This window comes from Limimaricola sp. G21655-S1, from assembly GCF_027213785.1.
Lineage (GTDB): Bacteria > Pseudomonadota > Alphaproteobacteria > Rhodobacterales > Rhodobacteraceae > Limimaricola.
Map to the genome: position 1 here is coordinate 99,496 of NZ_JAPWGO010000011.1, position 21,787 is coordinate 121,282.

General features: G+C 68.6%; 21 protein-coding genes. 10 read left to right on the top strand and 11 right to left on the bottom strand.

Features of this window, described 5'->3' with window-relative positions; all coding sequences use genetic code 11:
- Window positions 1–32 precede the first annotated feature (32 nt).
- Entirely contained in the window at window positions 33–2,372 is a 2,340-nt protein-coding gene (locus tag O4G76_RS12395; RefSeq protein ID WP_269397624.1) for a PAS domain S-box protein, read from the bottom strand.
- Between the two features lie 390 nt (window positions 2,373–2,762).
- On the opposite strand from O4G76_RS12395, the gene O4G76_RS12400 reads away from it, so the two are divergent.
- Both O4G76_RS12400 and O4G76_RS12405 read left to right on the top strand, forming a co-directional pair.
- A complete protein-coding gene (locus O4G76_RS12400; protein ID WP_269397625.1) occupies window positions 2,763–5,159 on the top strand; it encodes an EAL domain-containing protein in 2,397 nt (798 codons plus the stop codon).
- A gap of 214 nt (window positions 5,160–5,373) precedes the next feature.
- Entirely contained in the window at window positions 5,374–8,151 is a 2,778-nt protein-coding gene (locus tag O4G76_RS12405; protein WP_269397626.1) for an AMP-binding protein, read from the top strand.
- Here O4G76_RS12405 and O4G76_RS12410 read toward each other — a convergent pair.
- The 6 genes from O4G76_RS12410 to O4G76_RS12435 all read right to left on the bottom strand — a co-directional run bounded on the left by O4G76_RS12410 (window position 8,124) and on the right by O4G76_RS12435 (window position 11,351).
- Window positions 8,124–8,897, bottom strand: a complete 774-nt coding sequence (locus tag O4G76_RS12410) for an SDR family NAD(P)-dependent oxidoreductase (RefSeq protein WP_269397627.1) — start codon at window positions 8,895–8,897, stop codon at window positions 8,124–8,126. The two genes, O4G76_RS12405 and O4G76_RS12410, sit on opposite strands and share 28 nt — an antisense overlap.
- Before the next feature lie 294 nt (window positions 8,898–9,191).
- Window positions 9,192–9,584 (bottom strand): hypothetical protein, encoded by a 393-nt coding sequence (locus tag O4G76_RS12415; protein WP_269397628.1) that lies wholly within the window; start codon window positions 9,582–9,584, stop codon window positions 9,192–9,194.
- Between the two features lie 168 nt (window positions 9,585–9,752).
- The gene (locus O4G76_RS12420; RefSeq protein ID WP_269397629.1) at window positions 9,753–10,142 is read right to left on the bottom strand and encodes a hypothetical protein; all 390 of its coding nucleotides are present in this window, start codon (window positions 10,140–10,142) and stop codon (window positions 9,753–9,755) included.
- Window positions 10,139–10,345, bottom strand: a complete 207-nt coding sequence (locus tag O4G76_RS12425) for a hypothetical protein (RefSeq protein ID WP_269397630.1) — start codon at window positions 10,343–10,345, stop codon at window positions 10,139–10,141. The genes O4G76_RS12420 and O4G76_RS12425 overlap by 4 nt, the downstream gene beginning before the upstream one ends.
- A 2-nt stretch (window positions 10,346–10,347) precedes the next feature.
- Entirely contained in the window at window positions 10,348–10,560 is a 213-nt protein-coding gene (locus O4G76_RS12430) for a hypothetical protein (protein ID WP_269397631.1), read from the bottom strand.
- A gap of 368 nt (window positions 10,561–10,928) precedes the next feature.
- Complete coding sequence (locus tag O4G76_RS12435) at window positions 10,929–11,351, bottom strand: hypothetical protein (protein ID WP_269397632.1); 423 nt, start codon at window positions 11,349–11,351, stop codon at window positions 10,929–10,931.
- A gap of 223 nt (window positions 11,352–11,574) precedes the next feature.
- Between O4G76_RS12435 and O4G76_RS12440 the strand changes: the two genes are divergently transcribed.
- On the top strand, window positions 11,575–12,291 hold the full coding sequence (locus tag O4G76_RS12440) for a Crp/Fnr family transcriptional regulator (protein ID WP_269397633.1): 717 nt from the start codon (window positions 11,575–11,577) through the stop codon (window positions 12,289–12,291).
- Window positions 12,292–12,592: 301 nt separating this feature from the next.
- On the opposite strand, the gene O4G76_RS12445 is transcribed toward O4G76_RS12440, so the two are convergent.
- Window positions 12,593–13,243: a protein-L-isoaspartate(D-aspartate) O-methyltransferase gene (locus O4G76_RS12445; protein WP_269397634.1), complete on the bottom strand. Its 651-nt coding sequence runs from the start codon at window positions 13,241–13,243 to the stop codon at window positions 12,593–12,595.
- A 112-nt stretch (window positions 13,244–13,355) separates the two neighbouring features.
- Window positions 13,356–13,568, bottom strand: a complete 213-nt coding sequence (locus O4G76_RS12450) for a hypothetical protein (RefSeq protein ID WP_269397635.1) — start codon at window positions 13,566–13,568, stop codon at window positions 13,356–13,358.
- 394 nt (window positions 13,569–13,962) lie between these two features.
- Here O4G76_RS12450 and O4G76_RS12455 point away from each other — a divergent pair, with 394 nt between their 5' ends.
- On the top strand, window positions 13,963–14,247 hold the full coding sequence (locus O4G76_RS12455; protein WP_269397636.1) for a hypothetical protein: 285 nt from the start codon (window positions 13,963–13,965) through the stop codon (window positions 14,245–14,247).
- A 12-nt stretch (window positions 14,248–14,259) separates the two neighbouring features.
- Here O4G76_RS12455 and O4G76_RS12460 read toward each other — a convergent pair whose 3' ends face one another.
- Together O4G76_RS12460 and O4G76_RS12465 are read right to left on the bottom strand one after the other, a co-directional pair.
- Window positions 14,260–14,760, bottom strand: a complete 501-nt coding sequence (locus tag O4G76_RS12460) for a hypothetical protein (protein ID WP_269397637.1) — start codon at window positions 14,758–14,760, stop codon at window positions 14,260–14,262.
- A gap of 52 nt (window positions 14,761–14,812) precedes the next feature.
- Complete coding sequence (locus O4G76_RS12465) at window positions 14,813–15,274, bottom strand: autoinducer binding domain-containing protein (protein ID WP_269397638.1); 462 nt, start codon at window positions 15,272–15,274, stop codon at window positions 14,813–14,815.
- A 164-nt stretch (window positions 15,275–15,438) separates the two neighbouring features.
- Between O4G76_RS12465 and O4G76_RS12470 the strand changes: the two genes are divergently transcribed.
- The 6 genes from O4G76_RS12470 (at window position 15,439) to O4G76_RS12495 (ending at window position 21,777) form a co-directional block, all read left to right on the top strand.
- Complete coding sequence (locus tag O4G76_RS12470; RefSeq protein WP_269397639.1) at window positions 15,439–16,041, top strand: LuxR family transcriptional regulator; 603 nt, start codon at window positions 15,439–15,441, stop codon at window positions 16,039–16,041.
- A gap of 209 nt (window positions 16,042–16,250) precedes the next feature.
- Window positions 16,251–16,652, top strand: coding sequence for an acyl-CoA thioesterase (locus tag O4G76_RS12475; RefSeq protein WP_269397640.1), 402 nt, complete (start codon window positions 16,251–16,253; stop codon window positions 16,650–16,652).
- 48 nt (window positions 16,653–16,700) lie between these two features.
- A complete protein-coding gene (locus tag O4G76_RS12480; RefSeq protein WP_269397641.1) occupies window positions 16,701–18,041 on the top strand; it encodes a mechanosensitive ion channel family protein in 1,341 nt (446 codons plus the stop codon).
- A gap of 260 nt (window positions 18,042–18,301) precedes the next feature.
- Window positions 18,302–20,068, top strand: coding sequence for an Ldh family oxidoreductase (locus tag O4G76_RS12485; protein ID WP_269397642.1), 1,767 nt, complete (start codon window positions 18,302–18,304; stop codon window positions 20,066–20,068).
- Between the two features lie 37 nt (window positions 20,069–20,105).
- Window positions 20,106–21,107 carry a sialic acid TRAP transporter substrate-binding protein SiaP gene (locus O4G76_RS12490; protein WP_269397643.1) on the top strand — a complete coding sequence of 334 codons (1,002 nt, stop codon included), beginning with the start codon at window positions 20,106–20,108 and terminating at the stop codon, window positions 21,105–21,107.
- A 91-nt stretch (window positions 21,108–21,198) separates the two neighbouring features.
- Window positions 21,199–21,777, top strand: a complete 579-nt coding sequence (locus O4G76_RS12495) for a TRAP transporter small permease (RefSeq protein ID WP_269397644.1) — start codon at window positions 21,199–21,201, stop codon at window positions 21,775–21,777.
- Window positions 21,778–21,787: the final 10 nt, after the last annotated feature.

Here is a 21,787-nt window from a genome sequence, read left to right on the forward strand (position 1 = left end):
CTTCCGCCCGGCCTTTCGGGGCCTTCGGCCCCTCAGCCCGTGGTGCCGACCGCCCCGGAGATCGCCTCGCCGAGCTGGGCCTCGGTGAAGGGTTTTCCGAGCCGGCCCGCGATGACGCTCTCGCTGCCCGGCGGCAGCTCGCCATAGCCGGTGCAGAGCAGGACCGGCAGTTCGGGGCGCAGCGCCCGGCTGGCCTCGGCAAGCTGCGCCCCGGTCATGCCCGGCATCGCCTGATCGGTGATCAGCAGGTCGATGTCGGAATGGGCCCGAAGCTGGTCGAGCGCCGCCTCGCCATGCGCCGCCTCCAGCACCTCGTGCCCGAGCGCTTCGAGCATGCCGACCGTGCCCATCAGCACCAGGAAATCATCATCCACCACGAGGATCTTCAGCGGTCGTTCGGGCCCGGCGGCGCGGCTGGTGCCAAGTCGCTCCGGCGCGTCCGTGTCGGCCGTCGCGGCGACCGGCAGGAAGATCCGCGCCGTGGTGCCGCGCCCGGGGGCGCTGTCGAGGCGGAACGCGCCGCCCGACTGGCGCGCCAGCCCGTGCACCATGCTCAGCCCGAGCCCGGTGCCCTTGCCCACGCCCTTGGTGGTGAAGAACGGCTCGGTCGCCTGCGCCAGCACCGCCGCATCCATGCCGGGTCCGTCATCCCTGACCTCGATGACCACGTAGCTGCCGGGCGACAGGTCCGGTTCATCGACCCTCTCGACGAGGCGGCAGCTCAGGTCGAGCGTGCCACGCCCCTCCATCGCGTCGCGCGCGTTCACGACGAGGTTCAGCACCGCCATCTCAAGCTGGTTGGCATCGACCAGGGCCAGGGGTGTGTCCTCGTCGAATTGGCGCCGGATCCTGACGCCCGGGCCGATCGAGCTGCGCAGCAGCGGCTCCATGTCATCGAGCAGCGCGCAGGCATTGACCGGGCGCGGGGTGAGATCCTGACGGCGCGCGAAGGCGAGCATGTGCTGCACGAGCTTGGCGCCGCGATCGGCGCTCGCCTGCGCGCGGTCGAGCAGGGTGAGGGTCCGGTCGTCGGGCGCCTCGATCTGCCGTCGCAGCAGGCTCAGATTGGTCTGGATCGCCGCGAGCAGGTTGTTGAAGTCATGCGCCACGCCGCCGGTGAGCTGGCCCAGCGTCTCGAGCTTGCGCGACTGCGCGAGCGCCTCCTCGGCGAGGCGCAGCTGCTCTTCCTGCCGGCGCTTCTCGCCGAGGTCGCGGCCGGTGGCGAAGATGACGCCGCCGCTGATCACCGCGCTCCAGCCGAGCCAGTGGAACTCGCCCGCTCGGTCGCGCATGCGCAGCTCGACATGGCCGACCGAGCCGGTTTCCAGAAGCTCCGCGAAGAGCCGTTGCGCGAAATCGAGATCGTCCTCGTGGATCAGCGCATCGAAGCGCATGCCGACCAGCTCCTCCGGGGCGAAGCCGAGCTGCGACTGCCAGGCGTCGCTGACCTCCTGGTAGATGCCGTCGAGCGAGCAGATCAGATGCAGGTCGCGCGAGGCGGACCACAGATTGCTGCGCTCGGCCCGGCGCAGCTCAAGCTCCTCGGCATGGGCCCGCTCCTGGGTGACGTCCCGCGCCGTGGCGTAGATCCTGCCCTCATGCGGCACGGTGACCCAGGACAGCCAGCGATAGCTGCCATCGGCATGGCGATATCGATTTTCGAAGCGCAGGACCGGCTGGTCCTGCTTCACGTTCTCGAAGGCTGCAAGGGTGCCGACGCGGTCCTCGGGATGGATCAGCTCCATGAAGGGCGTGGCGAGGAGAACCTCCTTCGAATGGCCGAGGATGACGGTGGCCGCGGGATTCACCTGTTCGAAATAGCCCGCGTGATTGGCGACCACCTGGATATCGGGTGACACGTCCCAGACCCGGGCCCGGGCGCCGAACTCGTCGCGGATCCGCGCTTCCAGCACCTCGGCCCGCTCCCTGAGCTTCGTCTCGTTTTCCTCGCGCTCGGTGACGTCGAGAAACAGCAGGCCGAAGCGGTCCTTCGAGATCGGGAAGGCACGGATGTCGTAGATCCGACCGAGTTCCGAGACCGGGCCGACCAAATTGCGTGGCTCCTGTTCGAGGGCGACCGCGGCGAAATCCTCGACCCAGTGCTGTTCGACGCCGGGGATGACGTCGGTCACGAGGCGGCCCGCGATACCCTCGGCGCTCAGACCGGTGAGGCGGGACCAGGCCTCGTTGACATGCAGGTAGCGCCAGTTGACCCGCCCTCGGGCGTCATGCACCACTTCGGCGATGACCAGCCCCTCATGCAGGCGGTCGAACACGGCGGGCCAGTCGACACGGTCGCTTCCGCCCACGCCGAGCCCTTGCAGGAAATCGATGGTTCTCATCCGGTCACGCTCGGTCTGATCAGAATTCACGCATATGGGAGTTTGCGCCCGGGCGGAAGTGGTCACCGATCGGGACGGCGGGTTCATGCGCCGGCAAAGGGTTCCGGGGCATTCCATGCGCCGATGCCCGACATGCGGCGCATCGGTTCCGGTACCGCGGGTGTTGCGGATGAGGCGAGTCCTCGGGCCGGCTGATATGCGCCACCTCGGGGTCCGTCGCCGCGTCCTGCCCATGCTCCGGCGGGTCCGATGCCGGTCGAGAGGAAGCGTGAGAGCGCACATCTTATGGCCCTGGTCGGGCGGAGAGCAGGCTGCCCCGCATCGTCGAACCCTGATCCGATTGCAAAAACACCGTTTTCGCCATCATTCGGTCGAGTTTCGCCCGCAGATATGCGCGCGACGGCAAGAGGGGCACGAGACATGGTGACGACGATCCTGCAGGGCCTGCAGCAGACCAGCCCCCACTACCTCGTCACCGCGATCATCGTCTGCGCCGGCATGGCGCTGACGCTGGTGACGCTGATGCGGCAGGTCGCCCTCGCCGGGTCGCCGGTGCGGCTGGCGCCGCTGGGCTGGATCGCGCTGGTGGCCGGGCTCGGGGTCTGGACCACGCATTTCGTCGCGATGATCGGTCACATCCCCAGCGCGACGCTGAGCTACGACCCCGCCATCACCGCGCTGTCGGCGCTGGTCGGGGTGATCGGCGTCGGCCTGCCGCTCGCGCTCGCCAGCCCGCTGGGCCGCCGCTGGCCCCGCGCCGCCCTGGGCGCGCTGGCCGGGGTCGGGGTCGGCGCGATGCATTTCACCGGCATGATGGCGATGCAGAACAACATGCATCACGATCCGGCGTCCTCGGTGCTGGCGGTGCTTCTGGGCGCAGGCTTCTTCGCGCCGGCGATGGGCTGCTCGGGCACGAGCCTGCGGGGGCTCTGGCTGCGCGGGCTGGGGCTGGTGGGCGGCGTCTGCGCGCTGCATTTCACCGCGATGTCCGGGCTCAGCATCAGGGTGATCGGCGCGGTCGAGCCGGGCATCGATCGCCAGTTGCTGTCGAGCTTCACCACGCTGGCGACGCTGGCGCTGTGCTATGCCGCCGTCACCGCGATGCTGCACCGCCGCCACCTGACCAGCGCCCGCCGCGAGGTCGAGCGCAAGGAGGCCTCCTTCGTCGCGGCGCTGCAGAACATGTCGAACGCGCTGGTAATGATCGACGAGGCGCGCCGGATTACCGCGATCAACCAGCGCTGCCACGCGCTGTTCGACATCCCCGAGGCCGAGATCGGCCCCGGCGCCGGGATCGAGCGGCTGATCGAGGTGGTCGAGGGCGGCCGGGCCTGGGGGGGCGCGCGCTTTGCCTCGGTGGTCAGGACCCATCTGGAACGGCTGCGCGGCACCGAGATGCTGCGCAGCGAGGAGGAGTTCGCCAATGGCCGGATCCTGTGCATCTCGAGCCGGCGCATGCCTACGGGCGAGGTGGTGCTGACCTTCGACGATTTCACCGAGCACCGCGCCGCGCAGGCCAAGATCGCGCATATGGCGTTCCACGACGCGCTGACCGGGCTGCCCAACCGGCGCAGCTTCCGCGACCACATGGCCGCGCTCGATCCCGAGGGCAATCCGCAGGCGCTGCTGATGCTCGATCTCGACCACTTCAAGGTGGTCAACGACACTCTGGGCCACCCGGTCGGCGACGGCCTCTTGATTCAGGTGGCGCGACGGCTGCTCGACGCCTCGGGCAACGGCGCCACGGTGTTCCGGCTCGGCGGCGACGAGATGGTGGTGGTGCTCGACGGCGCGGGCGAGGTCGAGGCGACGGAGATCGGCCGCGCCATCATCGAGAGCCTGAGCCGGCCCTTCGAGGTGGACGGCCACAAGATCTCCATCGGCTGCAGCATCGGTGCCAGCCTGACCGAGGGCGGGCTCGGCGCCTCCGAGGCGCTGCAGCGCGCCGATCTGGGGCTCTACCGCGCCAAGAATCTGGGCCGCAACCGGATCCAGTTCTACGAGGAAGGCATGATGGAAAAGGCGCTGGAGCGGCGCCAGATGGAAAGCGATCTCGTCCAGGCCCACAAATGCCGCGAGTTCGAGCTCGACTACCAGCCGATCTGCCGGCTGTCCGACCGCGAGATCCTCGGCTTCGAGGCGCTGATCCGCTGGCGCCACCCGCTGCGCGGGCTGGTGCCCCCGGCCGAGTTCATCCCGCTTTGCGAAGAGAACGGCATGATCGTGCAGATCGGCGAATGGGTGATCGACGAGGCCTGCCGCCAGCTCGCGCAATGGCCCGGCACGGTGCATGTGGCGATCAACGTCTCGCCGGTGCAGATGCGCCTGCCCTCGATCGTCGAGGTGGTGCGACAGGCGCTCGAACGCCACGGTCTCGACCCGGCGCGGCTGACGCTCGAACTGACGGAGACCGCGCTGGTGCGCGACGGCGCGCATCTGGCGCGCAACCTCGTGGCGCTGCGCGCCATGGGGGTGAAGATCGCCATGGACGATTTCGGAACCGGCTATTCCTCCTTTACCCATCTGCGCGATTTCGAGCTCGACCAGATCAAGATCGACCGCAGCTTCGTCAACGTGTCAGAGAGCGATCACAAGGCCTGGGCCGTGGCGCAGGCGGTGACCAGCATGGCGCGCGAATTGTCGGTCGGGGCGGTGGGCGAGGGGGTCGAGACCTCCGAGCAGATCGACCGGCTGATGCAGCTGGGCTGCGACGTGGCACAGGGTTTCCTTCTGGGCCGGCCGATGAGCGGCACCGAGGCAGGCGCGCTTCTGGCGCGGTCGGCCGAAACCGCCCCGGAGCCCGTCGCGGCGGAATGACGAGCGCGGCCGGGCGGGATCATCCGGGGGACCTTAGGTAAGGCGCTTCGCCGCCGCTGCGCGCGGGCGCATTCTGCGCATGGTTGTAGTTCCAACGCATCTTGGTCACATATCCGCACGGCGCGGGGTTTTCCCGGCGCCGCACCGGGGCGCGCGCGCCTTGGACACGTCCCGATGGCCCCCTCGCGTAGCAGATTCCAAGGAAGCAGTTGCCATGACCCTCCCCCAAACCGTCGGCGCCGCGCTGGTGCGCGCTATCTCGGTCCATGCGTCCCGCCTCGCCATGGCGGACGAGGCGGGCGGGCTGAGCTATGGCCAGCTGGGCAGCTTCGTCGAACGCAGCGCGCCGTATCTGAGGGGCGCACCGGCGGTGGGCGTCTTCGGGGCGCCCGGCCTCGCCATGGCCGCGAGCGCCACGGCCTGCGTGATCCACGGGCGGCCCTTCGTGCATCTCGACCCGGCGATGCCGCGGGCGGTGCTGCACAACATCTGCGAGGAGCTGGGCGTGACGCTGGTGCTGACCTGTCAGCCGGTCACGCCGGGCCACCTGCCGCAGGACTGCGAGGTACTGGATGCTCGGCGTCTCTTGGAGACCATCGGCGACGCCCCGATGGCGCCGTTGCAGGCGGCGCCGGTCCGGCCGGACGCCGCGATCTATCTCGTGGCGACCTCCGGGACCACCGGGCGGCCGAAATGCATCCCGGTCACGCAGGACGCGGCCCAGCTCTCCTATGAATGGCGCGATGCCTACACGCCCTATGCGCCGGGCATGCGGATGGGGATCTACATCTTCGCGATCTGGGAGATGTTCCGACCGCTGCGCATGGGGGCGGAGCTGTGGTTTCCCGATCCCAACACGCTGATGAACCCGCGCGGCCTCGCCGGTTTCCTGATCCGCAACCGGATCGACGAGATGCTGTTCACCCCGTCCTTCTACAACAGCTTCCTGACCGCGATCGACCGCGACACCGCGGCCGCGCTGCCGCTGCGCCGCGTCGTGCTCAATGGCGAGGTGGTGGGCGACGGGCTGATCACGGCCTCGCTCGACAAGCTGCCGGGGGCGGAGCTGTGGAACCTCTACAGCATCTGCGAGACGCATGACGTCTGCATGTCGCGGCTCACCGGGCCCTGCGGCGACGGCCCGGCCTCGGTCGGCGTGCCGATGGGGCACCTGCGCGCGGTGATCCTCGACGAGAGCGACCGCCCCTGTCCGCCGGGCGTGCCGGGGCAGCTGCATTTCGAAGGGCCGCGCATGCTGGGACCGGGCTACGTGAACCGCCCCGAGGAAACCCGGCTGCGGTTCCGCGTGCTGCATATCGAAGGTCGCGAGGCGCGGCTCTACGACACCGGCGATCAGGCATGGGTCGACGCGGAGGGCGCGCTGCACATCATCGGTCGCGTCGCGCATATGCTCAAGCTGCGCGGCTTTTCGATCCAGACGCGCGAGCTGACCGAGACGATGCGCGGCCGCTTCGATTTCGCGCAGGCGGTGCCATGGGTGGGCGAGGTCGGTGCGCGGGGACAGGCGCTGATCTTCTATTTTGCCGTCGATGCCGCGCAGGCCCGCGCCAATGCCGAGCGCTGGGGGCTGCGGCCCGGCACCAACCGGATGCCCGCTGCCCTCGCGGCCGAGCTGCGGGGCGTCCTGCCGGCCTATTGCGTGCCCGCCTATCTGGTGCAGCTCGACGCGATCCCGCTGCACCCGGTTTCGGGCAAGGCCGATCTGCGCGCGCTGCCGCCGGTGACCGAGACGGCGGAGGCGGGCGCCGGGACGGAGGACGCGGTGATCGCCGCCGCGGCCCGGGTGATGGGGCGGGCGCCGGACGAGATCGACGGGGCGCTCAGCTTTCACGATCAGGGCGGCGACTCGCTGATGTGCGTGAGCCTGATCCTCGAGCTGGAGCGCTGCTATGACAGGCCGGTGGATTTCGAGCTGGCCATGAACGTGCCGCTCGACCGGTTGCACAGGTTGCTGACGGAGGCGCGCGATGCTGCCACGGGCGCGGAGTTCGACCGGCCCGGCATCCTGCTGACCGGGGCGACGGGCTTCCTCGGTGGCCACGTGCTGGCGCGGTCCGCGCGCGACCTTCCGCCCGGCCATGTCGTCTATTGCCTGGTGCGCGACAAGCGGCGCGACGCCGCCGAGCGACTGGCCGAGGCGGCGCGCCGTCACGGGGTCGCGCCCGAGCGCTATGTCATGGTGCCCGGCACGCTGGATACGCCGCGCTTCGGGCTTGGCGAGGCGGCGCATGACGCGCTGGCGGCGCGCGTCGGTTCGGTCGTCCATTGCGCCGCCACGGTGAACATGGCGATCGGCCGGGACGACATGCTCGACTGGTCGGCGCGGGGCATCGAGACGGTGCTGGAATTCTGCCGCGCCGCCGGGGCGGACCTGCGGTTCAGCTCCTCCAGCGCGGTGTTCCCCGAGCAGGGCGGCCCCTGGCCCGAGGGACCGGCGCGGCCATGGGAGGGCTGCACCGGCTACGGCGCCGCCAAGATCGCGGCCGAGTCGGCGATCACCGCATCCGGGGTCCCCGCCGCCATCATTCGACTGCCCTCGCTCTACGATCTCGACGCGCCGAACCCGCGCGACATCTGCGAGATCATCCTCGCCGCCGGGCTCCGGGCCGGGGTCTTTCCGCAGGACATGGCGTTCCCGATGACCGACGTGACCGCCGCCGCCGCGATGCTGCTGGGGCCGGTCACCGGGCCCGGGGTGCCGATCTACAACCTCGTGGCCGAAACCCGCGTGGCCCATGACGGCGCGCTCCCGGCGCGGGACTGGGTCGAGGCGGTCGATCTGCCTTCGGGCATCGCCCGGGTGATCGCCGAGACGACCGAGACGCTGCGCGCCGACGCCACATTCGACAGCGCCGCGGCCCGGGCGGCATGGGCGCGGATCTCGGAGCTGCCCTTCGAGGCGATCAGCGACGCCGCCGCGCTGCTGGCGCGGCGGCGCGCGGCCTACCAGAGCGAGCCGGCATTGACCTGAACATCCTCCATGGTGATCGCCCGGCCGGCATCGCTCACCAGAAAGGCGGCCAGCTCGGCGATCTCCTCGGGCTGAACCAGCTGGTGCTGCGGGTTCGAGGCGGCGTAGTTGGCGCGGATCTCCTCGCGCGACTTGCCGCTGGCGGCGATGTCGGCGTCGATGAACTGCTTGAGCATCTCGGTCTCGACCCAGGTCGGGCTGATCGAGACGCAGGTGACGCCATGCGCGGCGCCTTCGAGGCTGACGCAGCGCCCGAGGCCCAGAAGCCCCGCCTTGGAGGCGCAATAGGCGGCGTTGTTCGCCATGCCTTGATGCGCCGCGACCGAGGCGAGGTTGACGATCCGGCCCCAGCCCGCCGCCGTCATGTGCGGCATCACCGCGCGGATCATCCGGAAGGTGCCGGACAGGTTGGTGTCGATCTGGTCGTCCCAGACCGCGTCGGGATGGTCGGCGACCGGGGCCTCGGAGTAGACCCCCGCCGCGTTGACGAGAATGTCGACGCCACCGCGCCGCGCCACCACATCCGACACGAAGCGCGCGACGCTGTCGCTGTCGCGCACGTCGAGCGCGGCGGCGCGGGCCTCGATGCCCTGCGCCCCGAGGATGTCGCGCACCGCGTCGGCATCGCCGCCCCGGCGGGCGCCGATGGTCACGTCGACGCCGTCGCGTGCCAGCCGGCGGGCGATGGCCAGCCCCATGCCCGAAAGCCCTCCGGTCACGATCGCGGTTCTGGTGACTTGGGTCATGCCGTTCCTATCGTTTCTGAGCCATTCGGGACTTGCTACGCCGATTCCTCCGTGGCTGCACCGAGAAACATGCCAAGCGCAGGGGGTTGAGCCTGGCATGAGCGTGAATGTCCGGGCGCAGACGGCGCTGCGACATTTCCGAGCGGGATTTGCGAGAGGCCATGGGGTCGCGGCAGGAACGTACGAATTGCCGCACGGCCGTGGCCGAGGAGTGACGACCCGCGGCCCGAAGGACCGCTGGCCGTGACAAGGCCGCGGGGGGCCTTCGCCGACCGCTTCGCTTCCGTAGCGGGGTCAGCCCGCCATGGGATAGCGGGTCGGCTCGGCCCCGCGCTGTCGTGCGGCGGCCTTGACCGCCTCGGGATCCTCGCGGAGCACGTCGCAGGGCGCGCGGTCCCCGAGCGCCGCGCAGGGCGCGTGGAGCCAAGCCAGCATTTCTTCGGCGTCGAGCGCCGGCCTGAGGGACAGGATGATATCGCGCATGGCGCTGATCGGCAGTCCGGCCTGGTCGAACTGCCAAGCCGGGTAGGCGGTCGCGCCGTTGCGCGCGACACCGAGAATCCGCCACTCCCGTGCCCAGTTCTCGGCAACGGTCGCGCCGAGCGGCACCCAGCGTCGCAAGGCCCCCGCGACGCCCGCGGCATCGAGCATCCGGCCTTCCACGGCGTGGCTCGCGTGCTTGATCATGCTCGTGCCCTCCCCTGTGAACAAAGAGAATAGACGTTGCCTGCCCTTGGGGAAATCGAGGGTGCGGATGCGGACGTTGGCGGTCGTTTCACTCGGCCCCCGGGGTGGTACGGCCCGTCTGCGTCGAAGACGTCGAGGCGCTACGGGCCGGGTAGTTCGTCGCGGATATCAGGCGAAATCCCCGGCCCTCGCGTCGGTATCGGCCTCATCAGAATGTCCAAGCCGCTTGGTGGCGCGCAGGCGCAGCTTCGCGGGCTGGCCGGGATGGGTCGGGTCCACCCAACCGGTAACCTCGAAGGCCGAGATCTCGCGGTATCCGAGCCGATCGACAGAGTGCAGACGGCAGCGTCGCGCCGCCGCCGCAAGCTCGCGCAGCAGGCCGTTGCGGCGGCCATGCGGCGCGCGGCTGAACAGCGTGAGCGTCCAGATCCCACCCTTCCTGTCGGTGACCGTGACGTGGTCGGCCTCCTGGTTGGCACCGGTCTCGAAGCGCCCGGTGACGGGAAGACGCGGAAACTCGCGCCCGAGCACCCTTGCCAGTCTGACTTCGGCCGTCATCGCGGGCCTCCTTTCTTTTCGGAACAATCGGCAAGCGACGCATAGGCCTGCAGCGCGTTGCGGGCGGATCTGCGTGCCAGAGAGGCCGTCGGCGCATCATGCGCGCGCAGCATGTCCTTCAGGGCATCCGCCATGAGGTCGAGCAGCATTTCCGTCCCGCCAGCGGACGGGGCGCGCTGCAGAACCGTTGCGTCGTTGTTCACCGCTAGCTGACCTGCGACACGAAGCGCGGCCGGGCCGCCTGGCGCTCGGCCGCCTCGATGCGCCCGATCAACTGTCTGAGGATTCCGGCGGCTTCGCGGCAATGGCGCATGCGGGCATCGGCATTGTCATGCTGGGCTTCCAAAAGAATTGCCAAGGATTCGAAGCGAAGCCGTTCTTGCTTGCTCACGGAATTGCTTCCGAGTTCGCGTCTCATCAATCATTCCCTCCCAAGAAAGATTGGCTTTTGGAAAGGTCGAACGGCGCTCGCGCCCGAACGGCCCCTCCAACATGAGACCAGTTACGCGACGTCGCCACAATAGCCGGTTCAATCCCGTACGAAGGTATAGGCCAAATACCGCCATCGCGCGCGAACCCGTTCTCGGAATTGGGTTTTCAGGGGCAGCGAATTTACGGAAGCCCACCCCGAAAGGCAGGTTCCGCATATATGTTTGTCATGAAAATTATGTTGTGGATATGTGGTTTACCCAGAGAATGGATGCCTTGTCCTATAAGTATTTTGCATTCAAATGCATTGGAGCAGGGGGTCTGCGCTCAAGGGAATCGCTTCTCCAAGGTCTTCCTTCAAGCGAACCGTTTCGAACGATTCGGAACGTCACATATCCTTCGCATTTCGAGTGGGCGCATGAAAAACGAATGCGTTTCGGCGATGGCAGGCAACGAAAACCGTGCTTCTGAATCGGGTGCGACCTGCCATTTGAAATAATTCAGCGCTCCAAGGAAAAGCTCAGCTCGAACACGAGGCCGTCTCGCGAGAAGCCCGCTGCCATCTTTCCATGCAGTTGGGTCCTCGACCTGCGCCGCGACCAGATCGAGGCCATAGCCATCGACCGCCCCGTCGGGCGCGCCGGTGCCGCCGATCTCGTGCCAGCCTAGCGTCACGCGGTCGCCCGCCCGGTCCCAGGTCAGGGAAATCCGGCCCTCCTCGGTGGTGAGCGCACCGTGCCGCGCGGCATTGCTCGCAAGCCCGCGCAGGGTCACGCCCACGGCAACCTTTATAATTCATTGGAACAGTGTGACTGTGACCTTTCCTCCCCGAGGATTACAGAGTGGCACCGTTGGTCCGAGAGGACAATTCGGTACGCTTTCGTCGGCCTTGGCTTGGGAAGCTGGGACGCAACTGATATGGTGCGGCCATCGATCGCCAGCGCAGATGGGCATGGTCGTCGGGAGCTTGGGTACCCTCTCGCCCAACATGCGAGGAGGTTGCATGACAGTCATATCCACCGAGTCGAACATGTTGCTCAGGGGCATGCCTGCCGGAACCATGTCCGGGCTGCGCAGATCACTCAGCTTTGTCGATCTGCCAGCGCGCACGCAGATCGAGCGGTACGACAGACCGCTGGAATACGCCTATTTCCTCACGAGCGGCATCGCCTCGATCGTTTCGAGCGAGAACGGGGGTCTTACCATCGAGGCGGCATTGGTGGGGCGCGAAGGCATGACCGGCCTGCCACTCGTGCTGAGCGACGACCGAAGCACCAGCGACGTGATAATGCAGGTGGCGGGGACGGGCTGGCGCGCCGACGCCGACACCGTTCGGCGTCTCATGGGAGACGGGGCCTGCCGGGATCGGCTGCTGCGCTACGTCAACACGGTCATAGCTCAGATACAGGGTACCGCGCTGGCCTATGGGCGGGGCAAGCTGGAGACCCGGCTCGCCCGATGGCTCCTGATGTGCCACGATCGGGTGGTGGGGGACGAGCTCGAACTCACGCATGATTTCATGGCGCTGATGCTGGGGGTGCGACGCGCCGGCGTCACCGTGGCGTTGCACGAACTCGAAGGCCGTGCGCTGATCCGCTCGACCCGGGGACGGGTGCTGATCCGCGACCGCGAGGGGCTTCTGGACGTGACCAACGGGTTCTATGGCGGTCCCGAAGCGCATTACCGCCGCCTGCTGGGAGCAGGCTCGACCGTGACGTGAATCCCCGGCGCCTCGCCCGCCGAAGGGGTCAGGTTTCCGCCTCGTCGGCGGCGGGTTGATCGATCTCATCGGGCGGCGTGACTGGCGTGCGCTCCGCGATCCGGAACAACGCCTCGCATTCGGGGCCTGGCCGTGTCTGCTTATGGTAGCTTGGTCTGGGGGGGGGAGATCCCGCTGATGCGGCCCTTCGTCGGCGGCATCGAAAGATCGGTGGACCGCCAACATGTCGCGGGGGTCGTACGCGTATCGCCCTGGCCGCGCCGCACCGAGAAGATGTGAAACGCCGTTCGGGCGTCATGCCCTACAAGGGCCAGCCTTCCGCCCCGAGCAATGGCACGAAGCGCACCCCGCCCAGATCCTCAATGGGAGGGTCGCCGGAGCCGGGCGGGTCGGGCGCCGTCAGCCGCAGCAGGCGTTGAACCTCGGCGCTGCCCACCGGCATCACCAGTCGCCCGCCGGGGGCCAGCTGGCGACGCAGCGGTTCGGGCAGGCGTGGCCCGGCGGCCGAGACGATGATCGCGTCGAATGGGGCGGATTGCAGCGCGCCGGCGCTGCCATCGCCGCACAGCAGTTCCAGCTCGTAGCCGAGATCCTCAAGCCGCAGGCGCGCCGCCTCCGCCAGCGCGGGGTCGCGCTCGATCGCCAGCACATGCGCGCCCATTTGCGCCATCACCGCAGCGGCATAGCCCGATCCGGCCCCGATCTCGAGCACCCGGCTGCCCGGCCCGATCCGGGCGGCCTCGATCATCCGGGCCACGATCCAAGGTTGGGAGATGGTCTGGCCCCGGCCGATCGGCAGCGGTCCGTCGGCATAGGCGAGGCCGTGATGCGCGGGCGGCACGAAGGCCTCTCGCGGGACCGCGCCCATCGCGCGCAGCACCCCTTCATCGGCGATGCCGCGTCCCGCGAGCTGACGGGCGACCATGTCCTGCCGGGCTTCCTGCATCGACATCGTGCCCTCCCTTGCTCGGTCGGTCAGAGGCGCGTCCCGGCGGCTCGTCGGGGCGCTGACGTTATGCTCTTCGGGCCACTATGCGATGGCCCTCGGACTCCATATGCCGTCCTCAGCGCGGCTTCGTCGTGCCGAGGGGTGCGGTGTCGCCCTCTGGTTCCGGCGGACGACGGCGTTCGGCATCCGTCAGGCCGGTGCCGGGGTCGTCCATGATCGAATTCGGAACATGCCCGGGAGGCGTGCGCCGTCCGGGATACTCATAGCCGTCATCGCGATCCTTTTTGCGCGCCGGGTCGCTGTGCCCGCGCTCATCCTTGCCAGTCATCATCCGTCCTCCTGCGGCTTTGCCTTCAAAACCCTGACGGAGTTGACGCAGTTCCCCGCGCCACGTGGCGTTCCCCTCGTTATGTGGGCGGGCATCCTGCCGTGACACCGACGGATCAGCCCGCCCTCCGGGTGAAACGTGGTGACGGGCGATCGGAATGGCCACCGACGCCACGCGGAGCCGGCGCTCGGTTCCTGTCCGGCCACCGCCTCGGGCTGCTGACCGGCCATGCAATGCGGCGCACTCCCACCTTGGCAAGGCGGATGCGCAGGGCCCTTCCCGTCAGCGGATAAAGACAGCGACACAGCCCACGGGCGTTTGTCCGGCCCCCGGTTACATCGCGAGGCGAATTGCGCTAGGCGTCGGGCATCGGAAACAGCAAGCGACTGACTTCATGACCCATTCGATCGAGATCGTCCCCCTCCACTGCACCGAAACCGGGCTTCGTCTCCGGACCAAGTTCAGGGCTGCCACCGAATACGACGTCGTGGCCCGGCGGGTTTCGAAAGGCAGGAAGGAGTTCTTGTGGCGCAAGCCGGCGGACACGATCGAGAAGGCGCAGCAGATCGCGGACGAGGCCCGCGCCGAGTTCGGCGGTGACGCGCGGATCATCGGCGACATGCCGGGTCTGCTCGCGGCGGCGCTGCCGACTTCGAAGGGGCGCAGCGCCGCGATCTGAACGCGGGTCCGGCTACTGCGCGACGCAGTCAGCCCGCCATTCGCCGGCCTCGGGGCACCAGCTCTGGCCGGCGGCCAGCTTTGCCTCGAAGAGCGGCGTGAAATCGAGGCCCAGGGCCGTCTCGGGACGGCAGGCGAGCCGGGCGATTTCGCGACCGGCTTCGTGGATCGCGATCCCGGCCTCCACCACATGGGTCTCGCTCAGCCGGTCGATGCCGTAGGAGATCTCGTACGCCGTCTCGCCATTGGTGAACCGCAGTGCCTCGTGCAGCCAGCGGCCGATGCCGTTCCACGGCTGTAGGTCGACATCCTCGACCCGCCGCGCGAGGATCATCTCCGCCGCGCCGTCCATCGGCCCGAACCGGTAGAGCGCGACGCCGTCCTGCAGGCAGATATCGACCTGCTTGGCGCTCCCTTCGATACGGCAATGGAACAGCGGCTCACCGGCGCCGAAGCAGCCGGCCTGAGCGGCGGCGGGAAGCCCCGCCAAGAGAACCGCCACTGCAAGCTTCATCCCCAGCCTCTCCCGCCATGCGATTATCGGCCCTGCCGCCGTCGCGACGACGCTACCCGGTCCGTTCGGTCATGACGACCGCCATGTCGCGGATCCGGGCGCTGGCCTCGGTGCCAAGCGTCACGCGCTTGTCGGTGACGTCGTGCAGGGTCTGGATCAGCTCTCCGACCTCCTCGATCTCGGCGGCCGTGAAATCACGATCGCTGCGCGCGAGACCGCCGAAGCTGATGTCGTCGCCCTCGTGGATCGAGCGGGTGTGGCCGTGGACGATGCCGTATTCGCGGGCGCGGGCCAGGACCCCGGCGCCATCCTGCTCCTCGAGTTCCGCCCACCGCTTCGCGCCATGATGATGCATCGCCCAGCGAACCGTGGGATCGCGCATCAACAGCCCGTCCCGCGCATAGAGGTCGAGCCATTCGGCCGGGTAGCTCTCGAACATGTAGGCTGGCGTCATGTAGCGGATATGCAGACCGATCGCGAACCCCGCCGGCGCGATTTCGATCAGGCGACCCAACGTCGCAATCACGACCGCGCCGGGATCATCTACTGTCCCACGGGGATCATGGGCGGAATTGAACATGGCTTTTCAGGCTCCGAGCAGTTTTTTGGTTGATCCGCCAGTCAACCTTGTCCAGTTAGGCGGTTCCGGGGCGGCAATCAGTCGATGAGGCCCAAGAGATGACAGAGCATTTGTCCTACGAGGTCGCACAGCGTTTGGGGCCGTCCGGGTTCTACCTCGGGCTGCGGATCCGCTTTGCCTTTCCCGCCCGAGAGGCCAACCACCTGCCACGCTCCTGGGTCGAACTCTACTCCCGCGAGAAGTTCTTCTTCGCGGACCCCTCCCTGAAGTGGTCTTATGAACACACAGGCGCGATCCGCCTGCAGGAGCTGAGCGAGGACGACCCGTTGGGGATCATCCCGCAGGCGCGGGAGCAGGGGCTGCGCCACGGCGCCGTCGCCTCCTACAACGAGGATGGCGGGCTGCGCAGCTACGGGCTGTTCTACCGCGATGACCGTGAATACGACGATGCCGAGCTCGCGCTTCTCGCGGATTACGTCATGGAACTGCACCGAAAGCTGGCGCCACCGCAGACGCTGACGCGGGCCGAACTCGACGTGCTCCGGCGGATCAAGGATGGCGGCAAGCTCAAGCAGATCGCCTCGGAGTTCGGCGTGTCGGAAGGCGCGATCAAGCAGCGGCTGAAGAATGCCCGCCTCAAGCTCAATGCGAGCAACGGCACGCAGGCGGCCTCGCTCGCCGCCACCTTCGGCCTGATCTGAGGGCCGACGGCACCGGGCGAGGCGGTGACCCGATGATCCCCCAGGCACGCATTGCTCGATAGAGCGGCTCGATCGCAAGCAGGCGGCCGTGTCGTGCAGCCACGGTGACACGGAGCCGTCCCCATGTGCCTTCGCGATTGAACCCCGCCGCGTCGGCTGCTTCTGTGAACCGGGTCAGCACGGGCCGATAGCGACGAAGGGGCGGAATGATGGGCGATGATCGGGGCAGGGCGGCAAAACAGCCCGAGGGCGATCTGGTGATCCGCACCATCGCGATGCCGGCCGACACCAACCCGGCCGGCGACATCTTCGGCGGCTGGCTGATGGCGCAGATGGACCTCGCGGCGGGCAATCTCGCAGCCGCGCGGTCGCGCGGGCGCAACGCCACCGTTGCGGTGGACGGCATGCAGTTCCTGCACCCGGTCAAGGTCGGTGACGAGGTCACGCTCTATGCACGGCTGCAATCCGCGGGCCGGACCTCGATGAAGATCCGGGTCGAGGCCTGGGCCCGCAACCGTTTCGAGACCGACAGCTTCCCGGTCACCGAGGCGCTGTTCGTCTTCGTCGCGCTCGATGAGGACGGCCAACCGCGCGCGCTTCCCGACCTCTAGCCTCACCGCGTGCTGGAGCGGCGCCCATCGCGCCCTAGCTGTGCCACCATGCTTCGCTGGCCAAACAGTTTTGCCATCCTGCTCGTCGCCTGCCTCGCCGCGGGCGGCGTCGCGCATGCGCAGGAGGAGGCGCCCGAGGCCCCGGCCGCTCCGATCGCGGTCGCGGAGGTGCGCCAAGATGAGGAGATCGCCGCGCGGCTGGGCGCCATACTCGCGGCGCTTGGCCATGACGACATCGCGGTCGGGGTCGAAGCGGGGGTCGTGACGCTGTCGGGCGAGGTCGCCGAGGAGGCCGAGATCGCCGAACTCACCGCGATCGGCGAACGGGTCGAGGGCGTGGTGGCGGTCCGAAGCGAGATCGCCGCGACGCAGGAGATCGCCGAACAGCTGAACCCGGCGCTCGACCGCTTCACGACGCGGCTGCGGCAGGCGGCGGGGCGGCTGCCGCTCCTGCTCGTGGCGCTGGCCATCTTCGCGCTGATCCTGGGCCTCGGCCTTCTGGTCGCGAGGGCCCGGTTCTGGGACAGGCTGGCGCCGAACGCCTTCATTGCCGGGCTCTACCGGCAGGGGGTGCGGGTCGCGATCGGCATCGCCGGGCTCGTCGTGGCGCTCGACGTGGCCGGTGCGGCGGCGCTTCTGGGCACCATCCTCGGCGCGGCGGGGCTGGTCGGCCTCGCGCTCGGCTTCGCGGTGCGCGACACGGTCGAGAACTTCGTGGCCTCGACCATGCTCAGCCTGCGCCAGCCGTTCCAGCCCAACGATCTCGTCGAGATCGAGGGCGACACCGGCCGCGTCATCCGCCTGACATCGCGGGCGACGATCCTGCTGTCGCTCGACGGCAACCACATCCGCATCCCCAACGCGGTGGTCTTCAAGAGCCGCATCGTCAACTTCACGCGCAACGCCGAGCGCCGCTTCAGCTTCGACATCGGCATCGACCCCGATGCCGATCTGGAGGCGACGCGGCTTCTGGCGCAGGACACGCTGGCGGGCCTGCCCTTCGTGCTCGCCGAGCCCGCGCCGCTGGTGTGGATCGAGGACGTGACCGAGGCGGGGGCGATCCTGCGCTCCAGCGCCTGGATCGATCAGGCCGCCACGGGCTTTGCCACCGCGCGCGGCGACGCGATCCGTCTGGTCAAGGGCGCGATCGAGGCGGCTGGGGTCGCGATCCCCGATACGACCTATCGCATCCGGCTCGAAGGCGCTTCGATGCCCGTCGCCGGGGTCGAGCGCGGGGAGGGGCCCCAGTCCGCGCCGACGCGACCCGCGCGCCCTGTCCCGGGCCCGGCCGCGTTCCACCAGTCCGAGGAAAAAGCGCTGATCCCGCTGGTCCAGGCCGAACGCGAGGAGACGGACGACCTCCTGCACAAGGACGCGCCGAGGGAGTGACGCCGCCGGGAACAGGGCGACGCGACCCGTTGGCCGTATCCTCGACGTGGTGAACTTGCAGGGCACCGCCTCGCCGTCCACGCGCATGCGCGGCGTCGGATCAGGTACGACATGCAGTCCGGCCCGTCCATGATCCCGACCCGCCGATCCACATAGCCGTTCGCAGCGACATCTGCCCGGCTCGCACCCGAATACGCCCGATCTGCAATCTTGCGCTATACGATATATCGTATACCATTTTGAGTCGGGGAGGGCGCTGGATGTCGGAGAGCATTGCGGCGACTGCGCGGCTGGACCGCCAGAAACTGTCGGAGCAGGCGCGCGAGGCGATCCGCGACCGGATCGTGCAAGGCGCGTTTCCGCTGGGCCGCAAGCTGCCCGAAGCGGAGCTGGTCGAGCTGCTGAGCATGAGCAAGAGCCCGATCCGCGAGGCGCTGCTGCAGCTCGAGCGCGAGGGGCTGATCGAGATGGCGGCGGGCCGAAGCGCGCGGGTCTTCTCGATGGGCGCGGCCGAGATCGCGGAGCTGGGCGAGCTGCGGCAGATGCTGGAGTTGCAGGCGATGCGGATGGCGCTCGAACGCAATCCCGGCCCGCTTCGGGCGGCGCTCGACGGTATCGCGGCGCGGATGGAGGAGGCGCTGTCGCGCGGTGACACCGGGGCCTACAAGCTGCTCGACCACGACTTCCACGACGCGATCTTCGACAGTTGCGGCAACAGCTTCGTGCGCGACAACTTCCGGCGGCTGTCGTTCCGGGTGCAGGCGCTGCGCAACCGCCTGTCGCTCGACGACACGCTGAACCAGAAATCTCTCGGCGAGCATATCGCCATCGCCGAGGCCGTCACGGCCGGGCGCGGCGAAGCGGCGGTCGCGCTCCTGTCCACGCATATCGGCGACACGATCGAAGCCTATCTTGCGCGGCTCGCGGCGGAGGCGGAGCCGGCGTCGGAGGCGCTGACCCCGGTCCGGGTCGCGCTGGAGGAGATGGAGCGTTTCTCGCGCGCGGCGCTGGCGGCGGTGGGGGCCGATGATCCGACGATCAAAGCGGTGACGAAGGCGCTGCTGCATGCCTCGGCCCTCGGGGTGGACACGCATGGGTTCCGGCTTTTGCCGCATTACCTGCAAGGGCTTTCCGAAGGGCGGCTGAACCGGGCACCGAAGCTCGAGATCGTGCAGGAGACCGGCGGCGCCTGCGTTCTCGAGGCCGATGACGCGCATGGCGCGCGGGCCGGTTACGCGGCGGTGGAGCGGGCGCTGGAACTGGCGCGGACGCATGGTCTCGCGGCGGTGGCGATCCGCGGCTCGTCGCATTTCGGAGCCGCCGGGGCCTATGCGCTGGAGATCGCGCGCCACGGCATGATGGGCCTCGCCTTTTGCAATTCCGACAGTTTCGTGCGGCTGCATGGCGGCGCGGTGCGGTTCCACGGCACCAACCCCATCGCCGCCGCCGCGCCGGCCGGAGAGGGGGAGCCTTGGCTGCTCGACATGGCGACGAGCGCCATTCCCTTCAACCGCGTGCAGCTCAACCGCAGCCTCGGCGCGGCGCTGCCCGAGGACGTGGCCTCGGACGCGCGGGGCGTCAACGTCACCGATCCGGCGATCGTCGAGATGCTGGCCCCGCTGGGCGGCGCGCTTTTCGGCTACAAGGGAGCGGGCCTCGCGGGGCTGGCCGAGATCTTCTCGACCGCCTTTTCCGACGCGCCGCTGAGCTTCGAGCTGCCGCCGATGATCAGCGACGACATGGCGACGCCGCGCAGGCTCGGCGCCTTCGTCATGGCGCTGGACCCCGAGGCCTTCGGCGGTCGCGCCGTCTTCGAGGCCGTCATTCGCCGCTACCTCGCCGCCATCACCGCGTCGCCGGCCGCGCCGGGCGAAACCGTCATGGCGCCGGGCGCGCGCGAATGGGCCGAGGCCGAGCGGCGGCGCGTGCAGGGGATGAAGCTCGACCGCGGCTCGGTCGAGGCGCTGAAGCGCTTTGCCGAGACGCATGGGATCGAGCCGCTCCGCTACCGTTCGGGAGGGCGGTGACGGGATCACGTCAGACATCAACCAGGGAGGAAGACCGATGACACCGAAGCTGACCCAGACCGTCGCGCTGGCCACCACCGCGGTGGCCGCGCTCACCGCCGCCGCGCCGGTCGCGGCGCAGGACGCCGAGCGCATGTTGAAATGGGCCCATGTCTACGAGGTAAGCGAGGCCTACCACACCTGCGCCGTCGCGGCGCATGACGAGCTGGTCGCCTCGACCGATGGCCGCTACGGCATCGAGGTCTTCCCGGCCTCGTCGCTCGGCAAGGAGGTCGATATCAACGAAGGCCTCAGCCTCGGCACCGTCGACATCATCTATACCGGCCAGCTCTTTGCCGGCCGCGCCTATGGCCCGGTCGCCATCGGCGGCGCGCCCTACATGTTCCGCGACTACGCGCATTGGGATGCCTTCCGCAATTCTGACCTGTTCGAGGAGCTGAGCCAGGGCTACGCCGACGCGACCGGCAACCAGATCGAGGCGCTGACCTATTACGGCAACCGCCACGTGACCTCGAACAAGCCGATCACCACGCCCGAGGACATGGACGGGCTGAAGATCCGCGTGCCGAACGCGCCTCTTTACATGATGTTCCCCGAGGCCGTCGGCGCCAACCCGACGCCGATCGCCTTCGCCGAGGTGTATCTGGCGCTTCAGCAGGGGACCGTCGACGCGCAGGAGAACCCGCTGCCGACGATCCAGGCCAAGAAGTTCTACGAGGTGCAGTCGGACATCAACCTGACCGGCCATATCACCGACGCGCTGCTGACCATCGTCGGCGGCCCGGCCTGGAGCAGCATGGACGAGGCCGACCAGCAGGCGCTCTCGGCGGCCATCGACAACGCCGCCGCCTGCGCCACCGAGGCGATCCGAGACCAGGAGGCCGAGCTGGTCGAATGGTTCAAGGAACAGGGCGTCAACGTCAACGAGGTCGACCGGGAGCCGTTCATCGAGGCGGTGAAGGCCATGCATATGGGCGATATGGCGAGCTGGGATCAGGAGACCTACGACCGGCTCCAGGCCATCGGCCAGGAGTCCTGACCCGCGCGCGCGTGTCCCCGCGTCGCATACCGTGACCAACCGGCCCCCGGGAATGGGGGCCGGTCCGCATGCCCCATAGGGACGAGTGACCATGAAATCAGGACCCCGGACTTCCCAAGCGCCGCAAGAGACGACGCCGGCGCTGCATCTTGAGGAGGAGGAGATCGACCTGTCGGACCTGCGATGGGACGATGCGCTGGTCATGGTGATCTTCTGGGTGCTCGCCTTCGTGGTGTTTCTCCAGTTCTTCACCCGCTACGTGCTCAACGACTCGCTTGGCTGGACCGAGGAGATCGCGCGGTTCCTGTTGATCGCGGTCACCTTCACAGGCTCGGTCATGGCGGTGCGCAAGAATGCCCATATCGCGGTCGAGTTCCTGTATCGCTGGGTGCCGCGGCCGCTGCGCCGGGTCGCGCAGACGCTGATCGACCTCGTCTCGATCGCCTTCTACTCCGGGCTTGCCTACCTGTCGGGCCAGCTCGCGGGCCGGACCCGGCAGATGATGGTCTCGATCGACGTGCCGAAATCCCTGGTCTACTGGTTCGTCGCCGCCTGTTTCGCCGCGATGGCCGCCTATGCCCTCCGCAACGCCTGGCTGCACCTGCGCAGCGGCACCAGCAAACTCATCGACCCCGAGCAGCACGCGGACTCCGTGCGCGCGATGGACTAGGAGCGCCCGC

What these genes read in the sequence shown, in the direction of transcription:
- O4G76_RS12400 (WP_269397625.1), top strand. Translation starts at nt 2,763, where the DNA reads ATGGTGACGACGATCCTGCAGGGCCTGCAGCAGACCAGCCCCCACTAC.
- O4G76_RS12405 (WP_269397626.1), top strand. Translation starts at nt 5,374, where the DNA reads ATGACCCTCCCCCAAACCGTCGGCGCCGCGCTGGTGCGCGCTATCTCG.
- O4G76_RS12410 (WP_269397627.1), bottom strand. Translation starts at nt 8,897, where the DNA reads ATGACCCAAGTCACCAGAACCGCGATCGTGACCGGAGGGCTTTCGGGC.
- O4G76_RS12415 (WP_269397628.1), bottom strand. Translation starts at nt 9,584, where the DNA reads ATGATCAAGCACGCGAGCCACGCCGTGGAAGGCCGGATGCTCGATGCC.
- O4G76_RS12420 (WP_269397629.1), bottom strand. Translation starts at nt 10,142, where the DNA reads ATGACGGCCGAAGTCAGACTGGCAAGGGTGCTCGGGCGCGAGTTTCCG.
- O4G76_RS12430 (WP_269397631.1), bottom strand. Translation starts at nt 10,560, where the DNA reads ATGAGACGCGAACTCGGAAGCAATTCCGTGAGCAAGCAAGAACGGCTT.
- O4G76_RS12440 (WP_269397633.1), top strand. Translation starts at nt 11,575, where the DNA reads ATGACAGTCATATCCACCGAGTCGAACATGTTGCTCAGGGGCATGCCT.
- O4G76_RS12445 (WP_269397634.1), bottom strand. Translation starts at nt 13,243, where the DNA reads ATGTCGATGCAGGAAGCCCGGCAGGACATGGTCGCCCGTCAGCTCGCG.
- O4G76_RS12450 (WP_269397635.1), bottom strand. Translation starts at nt 13,568, where the DNA reads ATGACTGGCAAGGATGAGCGCGGGCACAGCGACCCGGCGCGCAAAAAG.
- O4G76_RS12455 (WP_269397636.1), top strand. Translation starts at nt 13,963, where the DNA reads ATGACCCATTCGATCGAGATCGTCCCCCTCCACTGCACCGAAACCGGG.
- O4G76_RS12460 (WP_269397637.1), bottom strand. Translation starts at nt 14,760, where the DNA reads ATGAAGCTTGCAGTGGCGGTTCTCTTGGCGGGGCTTCCCGCCGCCGCT.
- O4G76_RS12470 (WP_269397639.1), top strand. Translation starts at nt 15,439, where the DNA reads ATGACAGAGCATTTGTCCTACGAGGTCGCACAGCGTTTGGGGCCGTCC.
- O4G76_RS12475 (WP_269397640.1), top strand. Translation starts at nt 16,251, where the DNA reads ATGGGCGATGATCGGGGCAGGGCGGCAAAACAGCCCGAGGGCGATCTG.
- O4G76_RS12480 (WP_269397641.1), top strand. Translation starts at nt 16,701, where the DNA reads ATGCTTCGCTGGCCAAACAGTTTTGCCATCCTGCTCGTCGCCTGCCTC.
- O4G76_RS12485 (WP_269397642.1), top strand. Translation starts at nt 18,302, where the DNA reads ATGTCGGAGAGCATTGCGGCGACTGCGCGGCTGGACCGCCAGAAACTG.
- O4G76_RS12490 (WP_269397643.1), top strand. Translation starts at nt 20,106, where the DNA reads ATGACACCGAAGCTGACCCAGACCGTCGCGCTGGCCACCACCGCGGTG.
- O4G76_RS12495 (WP_269397644.1), top strand. Translation starts at nt 21,199, where the DNA reads ATGAAATCAGGACCCCGGACTTCCCAAGCGCCGCAAGAGACGACGCCG.